The sequence below is a fragment of the Paenibacillus sp. S-38 genome, assembly GCF_049942825.1.
Classification (GTDB): Bacteria; Bacillota; Bacilli; order Paenibacillales; family NBRC-103111; genus Paenibacillus_G.
In genome coordinates this window covers 7150016-7166828 of sequence record NZ_CP187970.1, presented here as the reverse complement: position 1 = coordinate 7166828, position 16813 = coordinate 7150016, and the positions used below count along the sequence as shown (strand labels likewise).

The window sequence follows — 16813 nt, the reverse complement described above, 5'->3', positions numbered from 1 at the left end:
GCCTCTAGGCATGAGACATTAGTAGAGGAAAGAGCGGAGAGTAGGGGGGGGAGAGGTGCTTAGGCACCTCTTTTTTTGGTTTTTCTTGGAGCAGCCTATGAAATATAAGTCGAATTTTGCCGATGGTATAAGAGAGAATGCGCAGTTATAATGAGATGGATCTTCTTTAATTCGACTAAATTCGACTTTTGTATATCCCGTTCATACACCGCTCCCATGCCACTCGGAAGTCTGCGGATTCTCGGAAGAAATCAGAGCTTTGTGCAGTCAATTGTTCGTTATAAAGAACATTCTCTATACTGTACGCCCACAAAATCCAACGAGAATGGATGGATCGATTATGACCAAGCGTTGTAAGCCCCTCCTGCCGCCGCTGCTCACCATGTCCTTGTTCGCTTCCCTGCTCCCTACATCCGCTATGGGCAGCGGGAGCTCTTCCGAGATCGTCGTGGACGAGCTCAAGGATTGGAGCCGCACCTACAAGTACGCGAACACCCTGAGCCTGCAGACGGCTGCGGACGCCGATGATCCGACACGGATCAAGAAATCCTCGGCATTCAGCGAGTTCGTCGTCTACCGTACGAACGGCCCTCTGCAGTCTTTCACTGTCTACGCGTATTACAATCCCGCTTATAAACCGTATGACCACCCGTACTTCTTCGTTTCGAGCGATGGGGTTAAATATACTAAGGTCATCCCTCAAGTCTATGACAATGGGGGCAACCTCAATCAGCTGGTGTACGAGACGGACGGCCTGCCTGCGGATACCCGGTATCTGAAGATCCAGTATTCTTCGGCCGTTCTGGCCAAGGCGCCGTCGATCGGCAAAGTGGTTCTTAACGGTCCGGCGGCCGTACGCTCTTCGCTTCCAGCCGGCATCGTCGCCGAAGGCAGCTATGCCGCCCTCAGTACGGCGACTCCGGGCGCGGCGATCTACTACACGACGGACGGCACGGATCCCCTGACCTCCGGCACCCGCCGGAAGTATGAGTCGCCGATTGCCGTGGAAGACTACTTGGCACTCAAGGCGGCGGCGGAGATGACCGCACCGGACGGCTCAACCGTGACGGGCAGTGTATCGACGTACCGCTACGCCGGCCGGAATGCGGAGAAGCCGGTAATTGAGGCGAAGGAAGACGCCTTCGTCGACAGCGGCGCATCCGGTTCCAATTACGGCACAACCGCTGCTCTGCAGGCCAAGTCGAGCCGGGACCGCCACACTTACCTGAAGTTCGATCTGACGAACATCGGAGAAGACGCGCAGTCCGTCACGCTGAACGTCTACGCCTCGACGAACGATACGGTGCGGACACCGGCCAGACTGCAGGTGTATCCAGTGGCGGGCGCCTGGACCGAGAGTACCCTCAAGTATACGAACAAGCCGCTGAACAAGACCGCGGTACAGCCACTGACCGAGCAGACGCTCGAGATGGCCCCGGCCGGCTGGCTCCAATTCGACATCACGGCTTATGCCCGAGAGCAGAAGGCGCTGGGGAAGTCGGAGCTGAGCCTGGCGGTCGTCAACGCCTCGGACCGGATGACCACCCTGGCCAGCCGCGAGACCGGCAGTACAGCGCCGTTCCTGAAGATTACACCCGCCCTGCCGCCGTCAGGTCTCGTGGATGAGCTGGCGGACTTCACCAAGCTGGCCAGCCGCGCCAATATGCGTATCGAAGGGGCCGATTCGGCCTACTTCGGCGGGGATACCAAACGCATGACACGGAGCACGACGGCCCCGGGGCATGTATTGTACAAGCTCGATCAGGATATCCGTTCATTCACCGTCTACACGCATTTCTTTACCGGCGTAGCGAACGAACCCCAGCGGATCTATGCTTCGGCGGACGGCAAAAATTATACGGAAGTCAGCACGACGATCTATCCCGTCGGCAAGGCGATATCGAACTGGCAGCAGTATGCGTACGAGGCCTGGGGCCTGCCTGCCGGCACCCGCTACCTGAAGGTGGAGATGACCGGTACGGCCAAAGCCTGGACACCGCAGATGTCCAAGATCACGATCAACCAGCATACGGCCTCCGTCGATCTTCAGACGTCCCTGGCCTCAGGTGCCATGAATGTCACGCTGTCTTCGGCGGCGAATCCGGCCAAGATCTATTACCGCAGCGATTCCGCCTCCGCCTTCCAGCCGTATACCGGACCAATCGTCCTCTCGGGATACAAAGAGGTCGAGACCTACGCCGTCAAGAGCGGCTATGAGAAGAGCCCGGTCCGCTCGTTCACCGTCAACGGGAACACGAACATTCAGGTGGACCGGTACGGCCAGATGGTATCCGCAAGCTTCCCGTCCAAGGTCAGCAGCGACGCGGAGCTGAGGGCGGACGCCCAGGCGGACGCACTCTACTACGGATCGCTGCAGGAGCCGCAGAACCGGGACCGCTTCGGAGGCCTTGCCGGCAGTGCAGCACAGTACGGACTCACGGCCACCGGCTTCTTCGGGGTTCAGGAAGCTGCCGGCCGGGAGGTGATGACCACCCCGGAGGGCAACGTGTATTTCTCCCTCGGGATGAACGGCATCACGCCGAACGAGACGTACACGATGGTGGCCGGCCGCGAAGACCAGTACGAATGGCTGCCGAGCTACACAAGCGAGTACAAGCCGGCGTTCATCAATTCGCAGGATAACTTCTCGTACTATCTCGCCAACAAGTACCGCAAAACCGGCAAATTCCTGCTGGGCAGCAGCTTCTACGCCGAGGCGGTCAGCCGGATCAAGAAGTGGGGCTTCAACGGGGCGGGCGCCTGGGCCCCGACGAACTATGCCCAGGAGAACAGCTTCCCTTATACGGCGATGCTGCCGCTTGCGAATATGACCTGGGCGAAGCTGCCTGGCATCTCGCTGTTCGATATTTATGCGCCGAATGCCGAAGCGCTCATGGACAAGGCGTTCGCGAGCATGCTGCCCGCGATGAAGGACGATCCGCTGCTCATCGGATACTTCATCGATAACGAGTACGATTACCATATGTTCAACACAGCCGTACCGAAGCTCAAAGCGAGCACGGCGGCCATCAAAGGCCGGCTCGTGCAGTTCCTGCAGGAGAAGTACGGGACGATCGGAGCCTTCAATACGGCTTGGGGGACGAAGTTCTACTCGTTTGAAGAGCTCAAGGAAGCCGAGTTGGTCACGAAAACTGGAGCGCCGACGACGGATATGGACACGTTCTTCAAAATGTATCTCGATACGTTCTACGGCACGGTGAACAAGCTGTTCCGCAAGTATGACGGCAACCACCTGCTGCTCGGTGACCGGTGGCTGACCACGCCTTCGCAGAATGTGAAGGTTCGCGGCTTCCTCGCCGCCGCGTCCGGCAAGTATGTCGATGTCATCTCCATCAACCATTATAGCTACTCGCTGGACAAGACGATGATGAACGATGTGTACGCGAAATCCGGCGGCCGTCCGATTCTCCTCAGCGAGTTCAGCTTCGGAACGGCGGAGCAGGGGCTCAAAGCCATTGTGACTGGCTCTGCGCTGACCGAGAACGACCGCCAGCTGCGCTACCGCAATTATGTGGAGGGAGCGGCTTCGCTCGGCTTTGTCGTCGGGGCGCACTGGTTCAATTACGTCGATCAGGCCGCTACCGGCCGTTACTGGTCCGGGCTTTACGGGGAGCGCTATAACTCCGGTCTCCTTAACGTCGCCGACCGGCCGTACAAGCAGATGCTTGCCGGCATCACCCAGACGAATAACGAGATCTACGATGTGCTCCTGGGTGCGCGTGCGCCGTTCTTCTTCGACTTCAGCCTGCCGAGATAAATTCGGGCGCAGGCCGGGCCGGGTTGTGCGCACCGTCCGATGGGCAGGCGCGGAGACTCAGGGCAGGAGCTCCGGCCGGCCCGGCCACTGCGTGCGCTTCAGCGCGTACGATCATACAAGAAGCCTCACCTTCCGCTTCCGGAGGGTGAGGCTTCTTTCTTCTTTGCTTTTTGGTTGTTCGAGTGGAGTGCGGTGCGGGCGGGGCTCTTCAGGCCGCGCGCCGCTTTTAAGGCTTGGATACCGGTGCGGTGCCCTTCACATACTCCTCGAGCGTCATGCCGCCCTTGGTGATGGCCGATGCGGCTTCCAGTCCGACGTAACGCAGGTGCCAAGGCTCATATTGGTAGCCCGTGACGGACTCCTTGCCCTTCGGGTAGCGGATGATAAAGCCGAATTCGTGCGAGTGGGAGGCGAGCCAGGCCGCCTCCTTCGTGGACGCGAAGCAGTCGCTTGCGGCGCACTTGCCGCTGCGGCTTGTGACGTCGATGGCCAGGCCCGTTTCATGCTCGCTGTGACCCGGCTTCGCGCTGTATTTGCCTGCCGCCTCCTCGCCGTCCTTCAGCACATAATTATGATACAGCGTCTTCTGTGTCTCATGCGAGCGGTAAGCCGACACGCCGGACAGGGGAAGACCCGCTTTCTCCGCCGCTGCGAACAGCTTCTCCAGGGGCTCGGCGGCTTCCTTACGGATTTTGCGCTTCTCCAGCTTCCCCTCGAAGATGAAGGGAATCTTCGGGTCGACGAGATCCGCCGGGCGGTAATCCTCCGGCAGTTTGTTCGTTTTGTTGACGAGCACCGCAATGGAAGCGGGATCCGCAGCCACCTGGACGGCCGGCGGCTTCTCTCCGGTCGGGGAGGCGTCGAGCTGCCCCGTGCTGCCCGTATCCGGTTTGGCCGGATTCGTACCGGACGGCTTCCCCGCCGGGGTTGGAGCGGACGGGGAAGTCTGCCCGGTTGTGCCGGAGGAAGCGGTCCCGGACGGCGAGCCGGTGCCGGAAGAAGGGGACGGAGCGGCAAGGTTCGCACAGCCGGAGGCGGCGAGCATGGTGCAGAGGAGCAGCAGGGCGGCTGTAGAGCGGCTGCGCATTCCATGGTGCAGGATAGACATAAGTTCCAGGATCCTTTCATTTATGCTGCGTGAAGCGCACTTCGGCAGCGTACTCTATAACATGTGACGATACGGAAGAGGATAAGGTTGCAATGACCTCCGGAGGCATACACTTCATTGTACCCCCGGAAGCGGATTTTTTCCATTCCATGGGGCTTGTTCGGCTGCAATGCATTCGGTACATTAGGGGAAGTTATGGATTCAGGAGGCGGGCGGCTGTGGAAACGTACAAGCATGCGAAGGAGTATGCGGGAGCCCTTCAGGATTATCTTAGGGCTCACGCGGATGGAGAACAGGCGCTTCCCATGGAAGCCTATATGCGCGGCCAATTCCCGTTTGTGGGAATCCGGTCGCCCCAGCTTAAAGCTCTGATGCGGGAGTGGGTACGGACGCAGGGGGCTCCCCGGGGTGAAGAGCTCCGGGAGACGGTAAGCTTGCTGTGGAGCCAGCCGGAGCGGGAGATGCAGTACGCGGCGATGGCGCTGCTCGAGAAGCGGCGCCGGGAGACGGGTCCCGCTGAGCTTCCGCTGCTGCAAGAGCTGATCGTCACCAAGTCCTGGTGGGACACGGTCGATCTCTTGGCAAGCCACCAGGTCGGCGGTATACTCGCTGCATGCCCGGAAGAGATTCCCGCAACCGTGGACGTTTGGATCGCCTCCGGGCACCTCTGGCTGCAGCGTACGGCCCTCCTGTACCAGCTCGGCTACAAAGAGCGGACGGACACCGCGCGGCTGTTCGGGTACATCCGGCAGGTCAGCGGTTCCACGGAGTTCTTCATCCGAAAGGCGATCGGCTGGGCGCTCCGGGAATATTCGAAGACGGACGAGGCGGCCGTGCGGGCGTTCGTCGCTTCGGCCTCCTTGTCTCCGCTGAGTGTGCGGGAAGCGCTTAAGGCCGTCGACCGCAGCAGGGCTGCCGGCAGGTCCGCTCAGGAATAACGCGAGTTTCGCCCAGAGGGGGCGGCAGGTTCCCCTTCTCAGTTCCCGGGGATCAAGCGGCAAGTCCGGCGCCCATGGGGCAGGTCCAAACCGTGCGTGCCACGCAGCCCAGCCTGCTTCGGGGAACGGTGAATCGGAGAAGAGCCCCATGATGGCAGCAGGCTGCTTCATGGGGCTCTTGCGATGAATCCCCCTCACCGGCGGCTGAGTCAGCTCAGGCGGAAGCCGCGTGCTTCCAGGAAGGGGCGGATATGGGCGCGGACCGGCTGCTTGTGCTTGTCCGCTATTCCTCTGGACCAGGTGGTCAGGGTGCGGCCGCCGGTCCGTTCTTTGTAATAGGCGTAGGTGATGTCATCGTACGCCCGGATTCCTTCGCGGACAGCCTCCTCGCTGTACGCATCCGGATGCAGAACCGCCTCGCGGGGCATGCGCGGGCGGATGCCGGGCTCCTGGTCGGGCACGCCGACGCATAGGCCGAAGACCGGATACACGAGCTCGGGCAGGCCGAGCAGGGAGCAGACCTCCTCCGGCTGATTGCGGATGCCGCCGATATAGCAGACCCCGAAGCCGAGCGATTCAGCGGCAACGGCCGCATTCTGGGCCGCCAGCGCCGCGTCCACGGTTGCGACGATGAAGCTCTCGGTATTCTGGTGGAACGTTTCCCCGTTCTGCTCGGTGGCGAGCTTCAGCCGGTATTGGTCCGCGCAGAAGACGAGGAAGAGGCCGCACTGCTCGACATAGGCCTGGCCGCCGGCCAGACGGGCAAGCTCCGCCTTCTTGGCGGGATCGGTGACGGCAATGATGGTGTAGGCCTGCACGTTGGAAGAGGTGGAGGCCATCTGCGCCGAGGAGACAATCGCCTCGGTCTGCTGCGGGGTCAAGGGATCGGGCTTGAATTTGCGGATGGATCGGTGATTCTGGAGCAGTTCGATGACGGCATTCACGGGCCGGTACCTCCTGTAATGGAATGCCCCTATTGTATCGAACGCTTCTTGAGAGCGTCAAATGAAGGGGATACAAACCCAACTTTATCCTTGACACCCGGAAATATCCCTGATATGATCCTATCCATAGTTAACAAGTAGGAATTAAAGGAATATAAGAGCAAATCCATCTACCGGTAAACCGGAGACCATTCACACCTGAACGGGGTGGGACTGCGTCTCCTTTTTTTGTGCCCAATATCGCTGAACTGTACCCGCGTCTTGTACGAAATAGAAGGGGAGTAGAGAAGATGAAGCGTAGAGGATTGTACCGTATTCGCACCCATGCGGCCATTGCACTGACGCTGGCCGCGAGTCTGGCGCTGGCGGGGTGCGGCAAACAAGCCGGGGACACGGCGGCAAGTGCGGGAGCGGCTGCTGCAGGCGGCGAACCGGAAGTGCTGGAGCTCCGCTACCAGGGATCTCCCGGGACCGTCACCCTGCCGGAGCTTGCTGAGGATCTGGGATATCTCGCGCCGGTCAAGCTGAAGTGGATCGGCAACACGACGAGCGGGCCGCAGAGCATCCAGGCCGCGACCACGGGCGATACGGACTTCGGCGGCGCCTTCAACGGGGCGGTTGTTAAGCTCATTGCCGCCAAGGCGCCGATCACCGCGCTGTTCGGCTATTACGGCGAAGACGCCAAAACCTACAACGGCTACTACGTGCTCGAAGACAGCCCGATCAAGGAGCCGCGCGATCTTATCGGCAAGCAGATCGCGATGAATACGCTCGGCGCCCATCACGAATTCATGGTGAAGGAATATCTGCACCGGGCCGGGCTGACGAATGAGGAGATCAAACAGGTCACCCTGCTCGCGATTCCGCCTGCGAACGGGGAGCAGGTGCTGCGCCAGAAGCAGGTGGAAGTCAGCACCCTCGGGGGCATTTACCAGGATAAGGCGAAGGAGCGGGGAGGCATCCGCCCGGTGTTCACGGACCTCGAGCTCTTCGGTGAGTTCACCGCAGGAAGCATTATCATGACGAACAAGTTCATCAAGACCAACCCGAACACGACGAAGAAATTCGTCGAAGGCGTAGCCAAAGCGATCGAGTGGTCGAGAACGACACCGCGGGAAGAGGTCATCGCCCGGATGGAGAAGATCGCCAAGGACCGGGGGCGCAGCGAGGATACCTCCAATATTAAGTATTGGAAGAGCTGGGGGGTTGCGGGCAAAGGCGGGCTCATCGCCGAGAAGGAATTCCAGGTGTGGATCGACTGGCTCGTAAAGGACGGCCAGCTTAAGGAAGGCCAAGTCAAGGCGGCGGACCTGTACACGAACAAATTCAATCCGTTCTTCGAGGAAGCCAAAACGGCCAAATGACGCTCTGCCGGCCCGGGGACCATGCCGGTGCTGCTGCAGGCCAATCTTAACGGAGGTGCAGGACAATGAGCGTAAAGATCAGGATCAGCCAGGTCAATAAGGTATTTCAGGTGAACCGGACGGAGTCGTTTACCGCACTGCAGGATATCGATCTCGAGGTGCGGACCGGAGAGTTCATGGTCCTCGTCGGTCCGAGCGGCTGCGGCAAATCCACGCTGCTCGATCTGCTCGGAGGTCTTACGAAACCCACCTCCGGTGAGATCCTGCTGGACGGCCGCCCGATTACGGGACCGGCCCTCGACCGGGGCATCGTGTTTCAGCAGTATGCGCTTTTCCCGTGGAAAACCGCCAAAGGCAATATCGAATTCGGCCTCGAAGCCAAGGGCGTGCCGAAGAAGGAGCGGGAGGAGATTGCCCGCACGTACTTGTCGCTGGTCGGCCTTACGGGCTTCGAGGACCGGTACCCCCATGAGCTCTCGGGAGGCATGAAGCAGCGGGTCGCCATTGCCCGAAGCCTCGCCTACGATCCCGAGGTGCTGCTGATGGATGAGCCCTTTGCGGCCCTGGACGCCCAGACCCGCGAGACGCTCCAGAGCGAGCTGCTGCGCATCTGGGAGCAGACGGGGAAGACCATTGTATTCATCACCCACGGGATAGATGAAGCGGTGTATCTCGGCCAGCGCGTGGCCGTGATGACTTCCCGTCCCGGCCGGATCAAGCAGGTGGTGGACATTCCGCTCGCCTCCCGATCGAGCGAGGAAGACCTGCGGAGCGACCCGGAGTTCATCCGTACGCGGCATGAGGTCTGGAGTCTGCTGCGCGAAGAAGTGCTGAGAGCACAGGAGTACGAGAAGAACAAAGCCAGAATCGGACAGAAAGCGAAAGGGGTGGCTCTCCATGGCTAGTATCGGTGAATCCGTCGCGCTTGGGAGAAGTACCAAGCCGGTAGCATTCAAGTTATCATCCGCCAGCCGGTTCCTGCAGAAGTGGATTGCGATCATCGCCGTCCTGGTACTCTGGGAGGTATTCCCGAAGCTCGGACTGGTCGATACGACGTTCCTGCCGCCGTTCTCGGAGATTGTCAGCGCGTGGTGGGCGCTTGCCGCATCGGGGGAGCTCTACAGCCACGTGGAGGCCAGCCTGATCCGCTCGCTGACCGGCTATTCGCTGGCCCTGCTCTATGCCATCCCGCTCGGAATCGCGATTGGATGGTATAAGCGTTTCGCAGAGATCATCAATCCGCTGCTCGAGACGATGCGCAACACGGCCGCGCTGGCTCTGCTGCCCGTGTTCATCCTGCTGCTCGGGATCGGGGAGGCCTCGAAGATCGCACTCGTGATCTACGCCTGCTCCTGGCCGATTCTGCTCAATACGATCTCCGGCGTGAAGCACGTCGATCCGCTTCTGATCAAGTCCGCGCAGTCCATGGGACTGTCGAATGTCCAGCTGTTCCGCAAGGTGATTCTGCCTGCGGCGGTGCCGACCATCTTCGTCGGCGTCCGGCTGGCCGGGGCGTCCTCGATCTTGGTGCTGGTGGCCGCCGAGATGATCGGGGCGAAAGCCGGGCTCGGCTATCTCATCACCTATACCCAGTACAGCTTCATGATTCCGCAGATGTATGCGGGCATCATCACGATCTCCGCGATCGGCTTCCTGTTCAACTTTGTGCTGGTGAAGCTGGAGCAGCGGTTCACCGCCTGGAAGACGACGCAGGCGAGGGAGTAGAGGGACGCTGCAGGAGTACGTGGGCGGCGGAGCGCTTACCTTTTTTCACATCTTAATTTACAGACAAAGGGGATTTGACGGTTATGAGTAAAAGTCAGCGGCAGATGAAACTGGGTGCGTTTTTCATGATTCCTGGCCACCACGTGGCAGCCTGGAGGCATCCGGAGGCCGAAGCGCAGGGCGTGCTCGATTTCAAATTCTACAAGAAGCTCGCCCAGACGGCCGAGCGCGGCAAGTTCGACATGGTGTTCCTCGCGGACGGCCTTGCCGTATGGGACCGGTTCGGCACCGGCATCTCGCATACGGTGAATGCCCGGCCGGAGCCCCTTACGCTGCTCTCCGCCCTCTCGGCGGTCACGGAGCACATCGGGCTGGCAGCTACCGTCTCGACGACCTATAACGAGCCGTTCCATGTAGCACGCAAATTCGCCTCGCTCGACCACCTCAGCAGCGGCCGGGCGGCCTGGAATGTGGTGACCTCCAGCGGGGAGAACGAAGCTTACAACTTCAGCCGGGATTCGCATCTCCTGCATGAGAAGCGGTATGAGCGCGCGCGGGAGTTCGTGGATGTGGTCCGCGCCCTCTGGGACAGCTGGGAGGACGGCGCGCTGCTCATCGACAAGGAGTCCGGCCTCTTCGCGGACAAGGACAAAGTGCACTATGTCAACCACCAGGGGGCGGCCTTCTCCGTCAAAGGGCCGCTTAACATCGCGCGTCCGCCGCAGGGCCATCCGGTTGTGATTCAAGCCGGTTCTTCGGAAGCCGGCAAGGAGCTTGCCGCCGAGACCGCAGAGGTGATCTTCACCGCGTGGCAGACCCTCGAGGAGGCGCAGAAATTCTACTCGAACGTCAAGGGCCGGATGCTGCAGTACGGTCGTACGCCTGACGAGCTGAAGATCATGCCGGGCGTGTTCCCGATCATCGGCCGCACCCGGGCGGAAGCGGAGGCGAAGGCGGAGCAGCTGAAGGAGCTCATCCATCCGACCGCCGGCGTAGGCCTGCTCTCAGCGCTGATCTCCTACGATCTGACGCCGTATCCGGTGGACGGCCCTCTGCCCGAGCTTCCGGATATCCGGGACATCAACGGGGGCAAGAGCCGCTTCCAGCTGCTGAAGGATCTCGCGGACCGCGAGGGACTCACGATCCGCGGGCTGTACCAGCGGATCGCGGGCGCAAGGGGGCACCGTGAGATCCTCGGGACCCCGGTGGAGATCGCCGACCAGCTCGAAGAGTGGTTCGTAAACGGGGCGGCGGACGGCTTCAACATCATGCCGCCGACCCTGCCGGGCGGGCTGGACGACTTCGTCGAGCTGGTTATCCCCGAGCTGCAGCGCCGCGGCCTGTTCCGCACCGAATACGAGGGGGCGACCCTGCGGGAGAACCTCGGCCTGGCCCGTCCGGCCAGCCGATTCGCGGCCGCACCTGCCGTGCCTCAGACCCAAACTTCATAAGCAAGGCCTGATCGGACCGGAGCCTCTTGGGGGCTCCGGTCTTTTGGCGTTCCAAGGTCTGCAACTTTCATGCAGATAGTGCCGTCCATTCCAGTGAAACTAGAGACGGAACCGGAGGATGAGAGAGGATGAGCAAGAAAATCTTGGCCCCGCTCGCGGCATGCACGATGTTCCTGGCGCCGGCTGTGCTGGCGGACAGTTCAGTGGATGTGCGTGTCGGGCTCGAGCGGCTGCCGGGTGAAGCGATGGCCCGGCTTGAGGACGGAAGCGTCCGGGTGAACCTGAGGGCGCTCGCCGAAGCGCTTGACGCCAGCGTGGTGTGGGATGCGGAGCACCGGGCCGTCAGCGTGAGCCGGCCGGACGACGAACTGCAGCGGCAGCGGATCGCGCTGCTGGAAGAAGCGCTGGCCGCCCGGACGGCTCAGGAGGCGGCTCAAAAGTACTTGGACGGTATCCGGGAACGCAACGGGGCCAAGCAGTATGCCGTGCTGTCGGCGGAGCTGCAGAGCGAACGCCGGGCCAGCATGGAAGCGGTCGGCTGGCGGACCGGCAGCTCCAGCCCGTGGTGGGAGTTCTATACAGCGGATGAGGGGAGGCAGCGGCCGGACGGGACCTGGGAGTTCACGGCCCGCGGTGTGCTGGCGGATTCCACCGGCACGCGGGAGGAGCGGGAGGGAACCCTGCTCGTGAAGGAAGAGGCGGGCCGCTTCGTCATCGTGGATGACGGGTTTGCGGAGCGGGAGAACCGGCAAGAGTAGCAGGAGGGATGGACGAATAGGAGGACTGCTGCTGTTTGCACTGCTCGATGAAGTCCGCAGCCTCTTCACCCGCCATGCGCCGCAAGAAGAGGCTGGGTGAAGCTTCCGCTCCGCCGGCCGTTTACGGCTCCCCGGGCTTTCCGGTATAATGATAGGGAAGCAAGAAGGAAGGGAGCCTATCTCATGGCCGGAAGAAAAGAAGACGAGCTTGACCTGACGCTGCTCGGCAGCGAACGCACGAAGTACCCGATGAACTACGCGCCGGAGATGCTGGAATCGTTTGATAACAAGCATCCGTACCGCGACTATTTTGTCAAATTCAACTGTCCGGAATTCACGAGCCTGTGCCCGATCACGGGGCAGCCGGATTTTGCGACGATCTATATTTCGTATATCCCGGACCAGAAAATGGTCGAGAGCAAATCGCTCAAGCTGTACCTGTTCTCGTTCCGCAACCACGGGGATTTCCATGAGGACTGCATGAACATCATCATGAATGACCTCATCAAGCTCATGGATCCGAAGTATATCGAAGTCTGGGGCAAGTTCACGCCGCGTGGCGGGATCTCCATCGACCCTTACTGCAACTACGGCCGCCCGGGCACCAAGTACGAGGCCATGGCCGAACACCGCCTGCTGAACCACGATCTCTATCCGGAGAAAGTGGACAACCGGTAAGGTGCAATGAGCAAGAGCCGCAGGTTCCTTTAGAGGAGGCTGCGGTTTTTTGTGCTGGAGAGAATAGGATAGGGTATGGAGCTCGATGATCATTGGCGTGTTCGATAAAAGAAGAGGGACAAGGCTCGCTGCTATCCCACGGAGATGAAATACGGACGCAACCCTGCGCTCAGGCAGCCGGAAGGGGGTCCCGTCTGCCGGGCCGCGGTGCGAGTGAGGAAGGGAGCTGCGGGGAAATCGTCGCTGAGTCTGCGGAGGAGGCCGGTTTGGCATCGGACATGGAAAGGGCTGGGGTGGCCTTTGCGCGGGGAGAAGCCGGAAGCGGTGGGGGGTGCAGGGGGCGTGATCAGCAGAGGCCGGAGGTCTATGTATGGAGGAAGTCCAGCCGAAACCGGTCATTTGCTTTTGACATGGTTCAGTATATAAGGGAAAGAGAGACTGGCAAAGTACTATCTTGAGCTAGTACCGGACAATAAGTCAGGGTCCGTCTGTCGGATCCCCTTTATATCATCAAAAAACGGCCCCCGTGCGGCAGCCTGACTGCCCGCGGGGACCGTTTCTATTTCAGCCGGGCCCGGGAAATCTAGGGATGTCAGTCATCCCTGGCAGCGGGTAGAGGTCTGCCGCTCGCTCACCCCTGCTTCGTCAGACCGACGAAATACCAGCTGCCCTCCCGGATGATCGGGGAGACGGTGTCGACGGTATAGCCTTCCTCCTCGGCGCAGCCGGCCAGTTCCTGCTCCGTGGGGAACGGATGCAGGTTGTTGTGCGCCGCCATGAAGGAATTGAACGCCGCCGAGAAGGGCTGCCCGCCCGGCGCCAGATACAGCGGCGTTACCAGGGTGATCGAGCCGCTGTCGCTGAGCAGCCGGCGGGCTTTGCGCAGCAGCTGTCTGCGGCGGCCCGGCTCGAAGTAATGCAGGATGTTGTTCATCAGAATGAGGTCGACCGGAGCGGATGGCCCGGCCCACTGCTCGATATCCGCGTGCATGAGCTCGAGATTCGGCAGCGCTTCGGCCCGGGCCTTGCGGATCGCCTCCTTCGCGACGGCTTCGTTCGTCTCGATGCCGAGCAGCCGCAGGTCGCGAAAGTGCCGCCCGAGCCGGATGAGGTACCCGGCATGCCCGCAGCCGATATCGAGCACGGAGCGGGCCGAATGCTCCCGCAGCCAGCCGGCGATCTTAGGGTACGCCAGCTTCTCGAGCAGCGAGGAGGTCTCGGCTACGGTCGTGCCGTGCGTCTCCGGCTGGAAGTCCAGCCGCTGCCTGCCTTGGAGCAGCCGGGGATACTGCAACAGCGTCGGCATATGCAGCTCCATCATCTCCCGGATCAGCGCTCCGACGGAGCTGTGCCGTCCCCCTTCGATGTACTCGAGCATCTCTCGTTTGGCGCAGACGCGCCCATCCTTCAAGCGCTTCAGGTGGCCGACGGCGATGCCTGCATCGACCCACTTGGCGAGCAGCTCGGCGTCGAGTCCGTACTTCCCGGCGATCACGGGAGGGAACGCCCCGTCTTCGAACCGTTCGAACAACCGCTCTGTGATGCCGACGTAGATGTGCCAGGCCGGCAGGAAGCGGGCATTGCTCTTCATCCACTTGCGGGCGAGCCATAACGTTTTCCATTCCTGCAGCTTTTCCACCACGGTCATGGGGCTTCCTCCTCTCCAAGATTCAACCAGGGATAATCGTCTTTGGCGCTGAACCGGCTGCGGGCCCGTTCCTCCTCTGAGAGAGGGCGGCGGTCCGGCCATAGGCCGGCCTGCCGCAGAAGGTCGGCCGGGGAATCCGGCCACAGGCCGAGCCCCGAGATGTTCAGCATATATTTGTAGTGCAGATAGGGCGACCGTTCGATCGCCTGCAGCACTCGGGTGCGCATCCGCTCCCAAGGTCCGGCTTCGTAAGCATAAGCCAGGGCGGACAGGTGGCTGAGCCGGGAGATATAGCTGGCCCGCGGCCGGCGGACACGCTCGTACCACGACAAGCCGGCCGGCGAGCGGTGCCTGCAGCGCTTCAGCCAGACGAGCAGCGAGCCGAGCACATCGGCGTCCTGAATCGCCATGTTCATGCCCTCGCCGGCCATCGGATGCACGTTATGGGCCGCATCGCCGAGGATGGCCATGTTCCCGGCTACATAGTGGTCCGCGTGGGAGCGGAAGGGGATCATGAGCTGGATTTTGCGCCACTCCTTGACCTGGTGGACATACCCGCCGAGCTCCGGCAGCAGGGAGACATACTCGCGGTAGAACGACTCGAGCCCTTCCGTGCGCATCGATTGGAACTCCTCCGGTTTGATGAGCAGCACCGTACGCACCTGCCCTTCCGGCAGGGGGAACAGGCCGAGGAAGCGGCCGCCCCGGGAGAGAATGAGCGAGTCGTCGAGCGAAGGCGGGGAAGGGAACGACACCGTGAGAAAATGGTGGTTATACCCGCTTCTGCGCATCCGTACGCCCATATGCATCCGTGTCGGTGAAGTGCGTCCTTCGGCACCGATAAAATAGTCCGCCGCAATCCGTTCACTGCCGCTGCCCGTCTCGACGACGGCTTCTTCGGCCAGTCCCCAGACGCCCTGCACGAGCCCCGTGCACCGCCCGGGCCGCAGCAGCTTGACGCGCCCCGTACGCACCGCATGCTCCTCGAGGCAGCTTTTGAGCTTCTCATGGGGCACCATCAGCGCATAGTTGTAAGGGGTCCCCAGCACGCCGTACTCGAAGCGGATCTCGGCCTGAAGGCCGGGTCTCTCCTGGGCGGAGCGCGCGTCCTCGAGCTCCCTCATGTGGATCGTATGTACCTTTCTTCCGCTTTGGAGCAGATCGTCCAAGGCGCCCAGCTTGTCCAGAATGGCGAGGCTTTTGGGCTGGAGAAGTTCTCCCTTGTAGAGGGCGAGCGGGCCGCGGGTCTGCTCGGCCAGCACGACCGACAGGCCCTTCTGCGCCAGAAGGAGAGCCAGCGTCAGACCGGCCACGCCGCCGCCCGAGATGAATACGTCGCTTCGCATGGCGTGTACCTCCTTCAGGCTGCGATAGGAGCGAATACCGTCCGGCAGGATCTTACAGTGAAAATACCCGCTGGGCTTCGCTGCGAAACGGCAATGTTATACAAACCTTATACATGGAGTAGAGAAAAGGAGGAAGGGGAAAGAAGCCTGCTTGTTCTTTTTCCTGGGGTTCCCGGCATAGAGTGGAGAAGATGGATGCGCAACTTCGATGTTCGGAGAAGGGGGCGGATAGGCAGTGAACGCTGGAGCGGAGCTGAGCGTGCTGGAAGAACATCTCTTCTGGCTTGAGATTCTGCAGGATCATGCTTACTTTGTAAGAGATGCTTTGTCGCCGGACGCGGTTCGGGAGGTGGAGGCGGCACGCTGGTATATCGCTGCATTCGAACAGCGGATCAGGGAACTGCTCGCTCTGGACCCGGCCCTCGGGCCTGAGTCGCCCCAGATGAGGGCCTTCGCGGAGGCGGCTTGGATGGTGGCCGAAGGGTATTTTCGGTTTGAGGGAAGGCTGCAGAACCTCAGGATCAACAATGAGCTCATCGTGAATTTGACTCCGACTTATTTTAACGGCACCTTGGCGGAGAACCAGGAATACCTAAGACAGCTTGCGGCGTTCCGGGAGGGGCGCTGGGCTGAGGATCTGCCTCTCTGGTCGCTCCTCGACCTGTGGCTGGAGGATCAGCTGGGGCATGCCGTGCTCCTGCGCAACATCACCGATCCGGTTGAGGTCGGAGTGTTGGTCAAGGCGAATGAGTATGCGGAGAAGTTTCAGGGATTCATTCTGCAGAATCATCATATCCGCGGGTATCTGCGGTTTACGCCGCCGGGTATGCCGCGCCAGCAGCTTCTGGCTTCGGAGGTGGGACAGGTCGCCCTGGAGATGAACCAGTTTATCCGCGGGGTGATCGCCCGGTACAAAGCCAGGCAGCTGCTCAGCCGGACGACGCTTCGCTTCCTGGAGCATCATCTGCCGGAGGCCTGCTATTTTATCCGGAAGCTGAGCGTCTTCGCCCCAGGGATCGCCGAAGAGGCCCGTACCTGCTCCATCCGGAGAGTGTCGGGCCCCTGAGGAGTGAGC

General features: G+C 61.1%; 13 protein-coding genes. 9 read left to right on the top strand and 4 right to left on the bottom strand.

Annotated features, from left to right (window positions below; all coding sequences use genetic code 11):
- Positions 1-340: 340 nt before the first annotated feature.
- A complete protein-coding gene (locus ACP26L_RS31295; protein WP_426449445.1) occupies positions 341-3778 on the top strand; it encodes a DUF7594 domain-containing protein in 3438 nt (1145 codons plus the stop codon).
- 226 nt (positions 3779-4004) lie between these two features.
- Here the strand turns inward: ACP26L_RS31295 and ACP26L_RS31290 are convergent, their stop codons facing one another.
- Positions 4005-4886, bottom strand: coding sequence for a M15 family metallopeptidase (locus tag ACP26L_RS31290; protein ID WP_426449443.1), 882 nt, complete (start codon positions 4884-4886; stop codon positions 4005-4007).
- A gap of 218 nt (positions 4887-5104) precedes the next feature.
- On the opposite strand from ACP26L_RS31290, the gene ACP26L_RS31285 reads away from it, so the two are divergent.
- Entirely contained in the window at positions 5105-5824 is a 720-nt protein-coding gene (locus tag ACP26L_RS31285; protein WP_426449441.1) for a DNA alkylation repair protein, read from the top strand.
- Positions 5825-6033: 209 nt separating this feature from the next.
- Here ACP26L_RS31285 and nfsA read toward each other — a convergent pair whose 3' ends face one another.
- Positions 6034-6768 (bottom strand): oxygen-insensitive NADPH nitroreductase, encoded by a 735-nt coding sequence (nfsA, locus tag ACP26L_RS31280; protein WP_426449439.1) that lies wholly within the window; start codon positions 6766-6768, stop codon positions 6034-6036.
- 290 nt (positions 6769-7058) lie between these two features.
- On the opposite strand from nfsA, the gene ACP26L_RS31275 reads away from it, so the two are divergent.
- The 6 genes from ACP26L_RS31275 to queF all read left to right on the top strand — a co-directional run bounded on the left by ACP26L_RS31275 (position 7059) and on the right by queF (position 12744).
- Positions 7059-8132 carry an ABC transporter substrate-binding protein gene (locus ACP26L_RS31275; protein ID WP_426449437.1) on the top strand — a complete coding sequence of 358 codons (1074 nt, stop codon included), beginning with the start codon at positions 7059-7061 and terminating at the stop codon, positions 8130-8132.
- A gap of 65 nt (positions 8133-8197) precedes the next feature.
- Positions 8198-9037, top strand: a complete 840-nt coding sequence (locus tag ACP26L_RS31270; protein ID WP_426449435.1) for an ABC transporter ATP-binding protein — start codon at positions 8198-8200, stop codon at positions 9035-9037.
- Positions 9030-9857 (top strand): ABC transporter permease, encoded by an 828-nt coding sequence (locus tag ACP26L_RS31265; protein ID WP_426449433.1) that lies wholly within the window; start codon positions 9030-9032, stop codon positions 9855-9857. Before ACP26L_RS31270 ends, ACP26L_RS31265 begins: the two co-directional genes overlap by 8 nt.
- Before the next feature lie 83 nt (positions 9858-9940).
- Positions 9941-11308 (top strand): LLM class flavin-dependent oxidoreductase, encoded by a 1368-nt coding sequence (locus ACP26L_RS31260; protein ID WP_426449432.1) that lies wholly within the window; start codon positions 9941-9943, stop codon positions 11306-11308.
- A 128-nt stretch (positions 11309-11436) separates the two neighbouring features.
- The gene (locus tag ACP26L_RS31255) at positions 11437-12066 is read left to right on the top strand and encodes a stalk domain-containing protein (RefSeq protein ID WP_426449430.1); all 630 of its coding nucleotides are present in this window, start codon (positions 11437-11439) and stop codon (positions 12064-12066) included.
- A gap of 183 nt (positions 12067-12249) precedes the next feature.
- Positions 12250-12744, top strand: a complete 495-nt coding sequence (queF, locus tag ACP26L_RS31250) for a preQ(1) synthase (RefSeq protein ID WP_014372252.1) — start codon at positions 12250-12252, stop codon at positions 12742-12744.
- Positions 12745-13375: 631 nt separating this feature from the next.
- On the opposite strand, the gene ACP26L_RS31245 is transcribed toward queF, so the two are convergent.
- Positions 13376-14392, bottom strand: coding sequence for a class I SAM-dependent methyltransferase (locus ACP26L_RS31245; protein ID WP_426449428.1), 1017 nt, complete (start codon positions 14390-14392; stop codon positions 13376-13378).
- Complete coding sequence (locus tag ACP26L_RS31240; RefSeq protein WP_426449426.1) at positions 14389-15738, bottom strand: FAD-dependent oxidoreductase; 1350 nt, start codon at positions 15736-15738, stop codon at positions 14389-14391. Before ACP26L_RS31240 ends, ACP26L_RS31245 begins: the two co-directional genes overlap by 4 nt.
- Positions 15739-15973: 235 nt before the next feature.
- Here ACP26L_RS31240 and ACP26L_RS31235 point away from each other — a divergent pair, with 235 nt between their 5' ends.
- Positions 15974-16804, top strand: coding sequence for a DUF2935 domain-containing protein (locus ACP26L_RS31235; protein WP_426449425.1), 831 nt, complete (start codon positions 15974-15976; stop codon positions 16802-16804).
- Positions 16805-16813 lie beyond the last annotated feature (9 nt).

Excerpts from the sequence above, each read along its gene's own strand:
- ACP26L_RS31290 (WP_426449443.1), bottom strand. The coding sequence starts at position 4,886 with ATGTCTATCCTGCACCATGGAATGCGCAGCCGCTCTACAGCCGCCCTG.
- ACP26L_RS31270 (WP_426449435.1), top strand. The coding sequence starts at position 8,198 with ATGAGCGTAAAGATCAGGATCAGCCAGGTCAATAAGGTATTTCAGGTG.
- ACP26L_RS31275 (WP_426449437.1), top strand. The coding sequence starts at position 7,059 with ATGAAGCGTAGAGGATTGTACCGTATTCGCACCCATGCGGCCATTGCA.
- ACP26L_RS31245 (WP_426449428.1), bottom strand. The coding sequence starts at position 14,392 with ATGACCGTGGTGGAAAAGCTGCAGGAATGGAAAACGTTATGGCTCGCC.
- ACP26L_RS31295 (WP_426449445.1), top strand. The coding sequence starts at position 341 with ATGACCAAGCGTTGTAAGCCCCTCCTGCCGCCGCTGCTCACCATGTCC.
- queF (WP_014372252.1), top strand. The coding sequence starts at position 12,250 with ATGGCCGGAAGAAAAGAAGACGAGCTTGACCTGACGCTGCTCGGCAGC.
- ACP26L_RS31240 (WP_426449426.1), bottom strand. The coding sequence starts at position 15,738 with ATGCGAAGCGACGTATTCATCTCGGGCGGCGGCGTGGCCGGTCTGACG.
- ACP26L_RS31265 (WP_426449433.1), top strand. The coding sequence starts at position 9,030 with ATGGCTAGTATCGGTGAATCCGTCGCGCTTGGGAGAAGTACCAAGCCG.
- ACP26L_RS31260 (WP_426449432.1), top strand. The coding sequence starts at position 9,941 with ATGAGTAAAAGTCAGCGGCAGATGAAACTGGGTGCGTTTTTCATGATT.
- ACP26L_RS31255 (WP_426449430.1), top strand. The coding sequence starts at position 11,437 with ATGAGCAAGAAAATCTTGGCCCCGCTCGCGGCATGCACGATGTTCCTG.